Consider the following 6,703-nt stretch of genomic DNA (forward strand, 5'->3'; position numbering starts at 1 on the left):
GAAATCTTCTTCCAACACCATCAAATTTAATTATTGAACTAGCGATTTCTTTAAAAGGAACACCCATATTATAGGCGAGAGCAATTGCTCCCAATGAGTTTAAGATATTGTGCTTACCAGGAATTGTGATTGTTATCTCAATTTTCATTTCTCCATTGTAGTAGAGATCGTATATTGCAAAGTTACCATCATATCTAATATTTCGTGCTTCAAAGTCTGCTTCAACTTCAACACCAAAAGTTACCCAAGGCTTTTTAACATCCTTAGTGAGTGCCATTAATCTGTCATCATTTGCGTTTAAAGCAGTAAGTCCGTAGAAAGGAACTTTATTAATAAACTCTGTAAATGACGCCAGTAGATTTGCCTCACTTCCATAATGATCCATATGATCATTATCAATATTTGTAACTACTGACATTATTGGATTTAATAAAAGAAATGAACCATCAGATTCATCGGCCTCAGCGACAAGGAACTCCCCCTTACCAACTTTAGCATGACCATCTAAATTCTTAACAATCCCACCAATAATATAAGTCGGATCGTACTTACTCTCATGAAGGATAGTAGCTAGAAAACTAGTTGTTGTTGTTTTTCCATGTGTCCCCGCAATAGCAAGACCTTTCTTAAGCCTCATAAGCTCGGCCAACATCTCAGCTCTTCTCATGATAGGTAAGCGTTTCGCTTTTGCTAAAATTACTTCAGGATTTGTTTCATCAATTGCTGATGAATAAACCATCACTGTGGCATCTGTTATGTTCTCTGCCTTGTGACCTATAAAGACTTCAGCTCCAAGCCTTCTAAGCTTAGCAACTGTTGCAGATTCAGATATATCTGACCCAGAAACTTTATATCCAAGGGAAAGTAGAACTTCAGCAATTCCACTCATTCCTATTCCACCGATTCCAATAAAGTGAACTTTAATATCTTTTAAAGGGTTAAACATAGCATCTCCAACTTAGGCTCTAAATGAGTTAAGTTAGATCATGCCTGATTTCTTAGGTTTTGAAAACTAGATGTAGTAGGTGATTTTGAATTAGTACTTGTATTAAAAGAAGGTGTACTATCCTTATCACGATATGAACGCAGCACAGCAAAAAATAGGCCAATCCCAAAAAGATTACTCATAAGCGATGATCCACCATAGCTAATAAAAGGTAGATTCAGTCCCTTAGTTGGAAGTAAACCTAGAACAACCCCCATATTTAAAGCGCTCTGAATCCCTACAACAAAAATAACTGCGGCCATTAGAAGTGATCCATCTCTAAGTTTAACTTTCATTGCCAATGAGAAGCCAAAGAAGATCACGCTTAAAAAGAGTAAGACCATTGCCATAACTCCAACAAAGCCAAACTCCTCTCCAATTACAGAGAATATAAAGTCATTATGTGCCTCAGGAAGATAAAAGAGTTTTTCAATACTATTACCAGGACCCGTTCCAAAGAAGCCACCATTTGCAAATCCAATCCAAGACTGAATAATTTGAAACCCAGAACCTTGAGCATTCTCCCATGGATTTAAAAATGCGAGAAGTCTTTTCACTCTATAAGGTGCTGAAATCAATACTGCACCACCAACAATTATTCCTGCAACAAAAGCTGAATAAAAGTATTTACGAGGAAAAGAAGAAAGGAAACATACAAAACTCATTGCAAAGAAGCATATTGAAAATGTTCCAAAGTCTGGTTGTAAGATCAGTAACACAAAGGGGAGACCCATACACACCAAGTAGTTAATTTTCTTATTTCTATCAAACTCTTGAAATTTCTCAAAGAATACAATTGATACAAGAACAATTGTATACTTCACAAATTCTCCAGGCTGTAGAGTGAACCCTCCAACCCTTAGCCATCTATTTGCTCCCTTAATGACTGTCTTCAGCCCTGGGACAAATGTTAGAGTTAAAAGAAAGCATGCTGCATAATTTACATGTAGTGCAAACTTCAGCCAAAACTTGTACTTAGTTTTTGAAACAACAAAAGCTATACCAAGTGAGAAAAGTACAAACATCATCTGCTTTATAAAGAAATAACCCGAATTTCCAAACTTTTCTTTGGCATACATGTAACTTGCGGAATAAACCATAATCACACCAATGACGATTAAGGTTCCTAAAGAGAATTTTAAATATTTGGAAAGCTTATCGATCCGTGACAAGTCATTATTCATAATTATATTTTAAATGCGTTCTGTAATGGGTGCAAGGAATATAAAAAAAAAGGGAGCCAGTAGCTCCCTATTTTTTATAATTGATATATTAATTTTTTAAAATAACTTCCACGCTCTTCATAATCTCTAAAGAAATCTGAGGCTTCATTACCAGGAGAAAGTAAAATAACATCTCCTGTTCTAGATTTTTGATAAGCTAGTAAAATCGACTCTTCAAAAGAACCAACAATAAAAGTTTGAGAGTGCTCTTGAAGAGCTCTATTCATTCTTTCCTTACTCTCTCCTACAAGAACAACAACTCTTGTATGATCAATGATCTCTGGCGCATATGGCTCGAAGTCAAAATCTTCAACGTCTTTACCACCAGCAATTAGAATAACTTGTTTCTTAAAAGCCTTGATAGAAGTACAAAGATCTTCCATTGTTTCAGCTTTTGAATCATTATAAAAATCGACACCATTCTTTTCCATTAAAAACTCAAGTCTATGAGGTATTCCTGGAAACTTAGTTATGCATGTCTGAATTGATTTGTCAGAAACCTCTAGGGCCTTGCATGCAGTAATAGCTGCAAGTAAGTTCTCTCTATTATTTTGACCAATAATTCTCATTTGATTTACTTTGAATTCAGAATGGTAATTGATGTTTGAATGAATTCTTCTGTCGTGGAAATGTGTCCCCTGAATTTCATTAATCACACCCATTGTTACAAATGACTTTCTCGAGTACCAGTATGTTTGGCAGTTCGCATTTCTAAAGAAAGTATTGTTTGCAAGCTGATCAAAGTTTACAACAAGAGTATCATCTGGAGATAAAGTCTTAATGATACTTAACTTTGTTTCAATATACTCACCAACAGAGTTAAAGTGCTTCTCTGGATAATTTTCAGAAATATTTGTAAATACAACTAATTTTGGGTGAAAGTTTGTAAGTTTTCTCATTTGAATAGAAGAAACTTCAACAACTACATAATCAATTTCATCTTTATTTGGAAGCATAGAGTATTCAATGAATGAACTCTCTGAAGTTCCACCAATAAAAACATTTTTCCCATCAAGCTTAAGAGTATAGCCAATCATGTGAGCAACAGTTGTTCTCCCCTGACTACCACAAACAGCAATAATTGGTTTTCTACAAAGAATATTTCCTAGAGCGAACTCTGAATAAACTTCTTTACCGTTTTGACGAGCCAGCTCAAGCTGAGGAAGCTCTGGGTTTACTGCCGAACAGTAAACGATAACATCTGCTTCTAAGAAGTCTTCTTCTCTGTGCTCACCAAATGTCATTTGAGGAGCTGGTTGAATTTTCTTAAGCTTTTTAACGGCCTTATTTAAATCAAATATTGGTTTGATGTCTGTAACTTTAATGTCACATCCAACAGTGTTGAAAAAATGAATAAGCGTAAAGCCTGTTTTTCCAATACCAACAATGAGGACCTTCTTACCTTGAAAACGTTCCATTTATTTACCTCATTTTCAATGTTGCAATAGCAAACATTGCTAGAAAAATACTAATAATCCAAAATCTTACTATAACTTTTGGTTCCGGCCATCCCTTTAACTCAAAGTGGTGATGAATCGGAGCCATTTTAAAAATTCTTTTCTTTCTCGTTTTATAAGAAGCTACTTGTAAAATTACAGAGATCGCCTCAATGACAAAAATACCACCAATAATTACAAATAAGACTTCACTCTTTGTGAGGACTGCTACAATTCCTAGATTTCCACCAAGACTTAGCGATCCTACATCACCCATAAATATTTGTGCTGGGTAAGAGTTGTACCATAAAAAGCCTACACCGGCACCTATTATGGCAGCAGAAATAACCATCAATTCACCAATATCTTCTACATATGGAATATAGAGATAAGCAGCAATCTCTTTATGACCCGCGGCATAAGCAATAATACCTAGACTTGCTGCACTTGTGATTATTGGACCTATAGCTAATCCATCAAGCCCGTCTGTTAAATTGACCGCATTACTAGAGCCAACAACAACGACTGCTATAAACAATATATAGTACCAACCCAGATCTAAGACAGGTCCCTTAACGAAAGGAAGGTAAAGACTAGTGTCAATCACTCCTCTTGATATAAGAAAATAACCTGCGACTAAAGCCGTTGAGAATTGCCAAACTAATTTTCCTTTAGCAGAAATTCCATCTGAGTTCTTTCTCATTACTTTAAGATAGTCATCTAAAAATCCGAGCAGGAAATAAGAGAGTGTTACACCCAGCGTTGTAACGACTGGCGCAGACATGAAATTTGCACAAAAGGCCATTGATAACATTATCGTACTAATGATTAGAACTCCTCCCATAGTCGGAGTCCCTGCTTTCTTTAAATGACTCTGTGGTCCATCATCTCTAATGACCTGGCCAAATTGCTTACGCTTCATAAAGTTAATGAAGTACTTACCCCAAACAATTGAAACGATAGTCGCAATTAAAAATGCAACGAATGTACGAAAAGTAATATATCTAAAGATATTAAAAGCTGAGATATCCTGACTCAGAGGATATAAAAAATGATAGAGCATAAGTCTTCCATGAAAAGGTGAGTCTGATCTATGTTATATCTATTAATGACTCAAGTTGTAAAGACCGACTGGCCTTAATAAATATTGCTTTGCACTTTTTTGATAGTTCTGGCCATGCAGATTCAAGCTGTGATTTCTCTAAATATACATGACCATCTTTAAATCCATTATCATAATAATTTGAGAAACCACCTACAAATGCTACATGTTTAGCATTTTTAGTCTTTAAAATTTCTCCGATTCGCTTATGCTCACTTTCAGTATACTCACCAAGTTCATTCATATCTCCAAGAACAAATAATGTCTCTTCTAAAGAAATATTAACCTTAGCTATATTTTCGATAAAAGAGTAGAGAGAAGACTCCATTGATGTTGGATTGGCATTGTATGCATCTAGAAAAATTTTCTTTCCATTTTTATCGATCCATTCAGACCTATTAAGTGCTGGGATCTTATATTCATTAGCAGCTGTAATGAATTGCTCTTTCTTTTCAGGAAAAACACTTATTGATAATAATAGAGCACTAATTAAGTTATTAAAATTATATTTTTCATGGATATTCACATTCTTAATAACAACAGAGTCATTAATCCTAACTTCACCATCACTGAAAGCTGGACAGCACATTTCACTCTTTCCAAATTTAATAAGAATTTCATCACTAGGGATTTTCCCAAGGTAAGCGTCATCCCCATTTACAACAAATTTTGAGTTACCCAGATCATTATTCTTAACATAATCAAAAAGAGACTTCTTTTCTTTAAAAATATTATCAATACTTCCAAACAGTCCAATATGAGCTGCACCAACACTTGAGATAATACCATACTCTGGTTTTGCGATTTCACATAGTGTTTGAATTTCACCTAGGTGATTAGATCCCATCTCAACAATCATATATTTACAATTTTTATCTGCAGATAGAATTGTTAATGGAACACCGATATGGTTATTAAAATTGCCCTTAGTAGAATGAACTTCTGAACCAAAAGCTGCCTTTAATAGCTCTGTCAGCATTTCTTTAGTTGTGGTTTTTCCATTGGAACCTGTTATTCCAAAAACATAACCACCAAGACTTTTAAATTCTTTAATTCTTTCTCTCGCAATTTCTTGTAAGGCCACTAAAGGCGAGTCTACTCCTATAAAGGTTACATCTGAATACTTCTCAGAATGTTTCTCCATTTTAAGGATATTCTCTTCAGAACTTTTAAAAATAACGACTTCACATTTTTTTTCTAGTACTTCATCTATAAAGTTAAATCCATCAAAGCTTTCGCCAGTTAAACATACGAAAACTTCTTCTCCACTATATGTTCTTGAATCTGTCGAGAGACTAACTGTCTTATTTTCAAATGAAATATCTTCATCAAATATATTAAGTAAACTTAAATTAAACATTCTCAGTCTCTCTAATGAAATTAATTACTTCTTCTTTGTCAGAAAAATGATTCTTTTTTCCCATAATATCCTGGTACTCTTCATGCCCTTTCCCAGCTATTAAAATGACAGATTTAGACTTTAGAGTTGATAGAGAAAGTCTTATTGCTTTTCTTCTATCAACTTCTTTTTGAAAAGGAACGTCAATCCCAGGAAGTATATCTTTGATTATAGTTTCAGCATTTTCAGTTCTAGGGTTATCAGAAGTAACAATTATGCTATCAGCAAATTTAGCAACTGCGCTTCCCATTAAAGGTCTTTTTGATTTATCTCTATCTCCACCACAGCCAAAGACTGCAACAAGACAAAAGTCAGGAAAATCTTTTTTTATTGTTTTACATATATTTTCTAAAGCATCTGGAGTGTGTGCATAATCTATAATTACAACATGCTCATTAAATTTAATAGACTCAAACCTTCCTGAAGGAAGAGTTAATTTCTTCAATAGTTCTTCATCTACAGACTCACATGAAACTATCTCAACCATCCTCTTTGCTACGGCGAGATTAGCCTGATTATATGTAGCCTTAAAGCCTATATCAAAATCAGAACTATATA

6 protein-coding genes are annotated in these 6,703 nt (G+C 34.5%); all 6 read right to left on the reverse strand.

What is annotated here, in order from left to right; translation table 11 throughout:
* Positions 1 to 946 (reverse strand): UDP-N-acetylmuramate--L-alanine ligase (gene murC / locus ABX784_RS14605; RefSeq protein ID WP_372655798.1); only part of this gene is annotated, 946 nt, incomplete at its 3' end.
* Between the two features lie 38 nt (positions 947 to 984).
* Positions 985 to 2,169 (reverse strand): putative lipid II flippase FtsW, encoded by a 1,185-nt coding sequence (ftsW, locus tag ABX784_RS14610; protein WP_372655799.1) that lies wholly within the window; start codon positions 2,167 to 2,169, stop codon positions 985 to 987.
* Positions 2,170 to 2,243: 74 nt separating this feature from the next.
* Positions 2,244 to 3,626, reverse strand: a complete 1,383-nt coding sequence (murD, locus tag ABX784_RS14615; protein WP_372655800.1) for a UDP-N-acetylmuramoyl-L-alanine--D-glutamate ligase — start codon at positions 3,624 to 3,626, stop codon at positions 2,244 to 2,246.
* A 4-nt stretch (positions 3,627 to 3,630) separates the two neighbouring features.
* On the reverse strand, positions 3,631 to 4,707 hold the full coding sequence (gene mraY / locus ABX784_RS14620; RefSeq protein WP_372655801.1) for a phospho-N-acetylmuramoyl-pentapeptide-transferase: 1,077 nt from the start codon (positions 4,705 to 4,707) through the stop codon (positions 3,631 to 3,633).
* Positions 4,708 to 4,735: 28 nt separating this feature from the next.
* A complete protein-coding gene (gene murF, locus ABX784_RS14625) occupies positions 4,736 to 6,106 on the reverse strand; it encodes a UDP-N-acetylmuramoyl-tripeptide--D-alanyl-D-alanine ligase (RefSeq protein ID WP_372655802.1) in 1,371 nt (456 codons plus the stop codon).
* A partial coding sequence (locus ABX784_RS14630) for a glutamate ligase domain-containing protein (RefSeq protein ID WP_372655803.1) occupies positions 6,099 to 6,703 on the reverse strand: 605 nt, incomplete at its 5' end. The genes ABX784_RS14630 and murF, both read right to left, overlap by 8 nt.

The sequence above is a fragment of the Halobacteriovorax sp. genome, assembly GCF_041587335.1.
Classification (GTDB): Bacteria; Bdellovibrionota; Bacteriovoracia; order Bacteriovoracales; family Bacteriovoracaceae; genus Halobacteriovorax.

What these genes read in the sequence shown, in the direction of transcription:
- ftsW (WP_372655799.1), bottom strand. Translation starts at nt 2,169, where the DNA reads ATGAATAATGACTTGTCACGGATCGATAAGCTTTCCAAATATTTAAAA.
- murD (WP_372655800.1), bottom strand. Translation starts at nt 3,626, where the DNA reads ATGGAACGTTTTCAAGGTAAGAAGGTCCTCATTGTTGGTATTGGAAAA.
- mraY (WP_372655801.1), bottom strand. Translation starts at nt 4,707, where the DNA reads ATGCTCTATCATTTTTTATATCCTCTGAGTCAGGATATCTCAGCTTTT.
- murF (WP_372655802.1), bottom strand. Translation starts at nt 6,106, where the DNA reads ATGTTTAATTTAAGTTTACTTAATATATTTGATGAAGATATTTCATTT.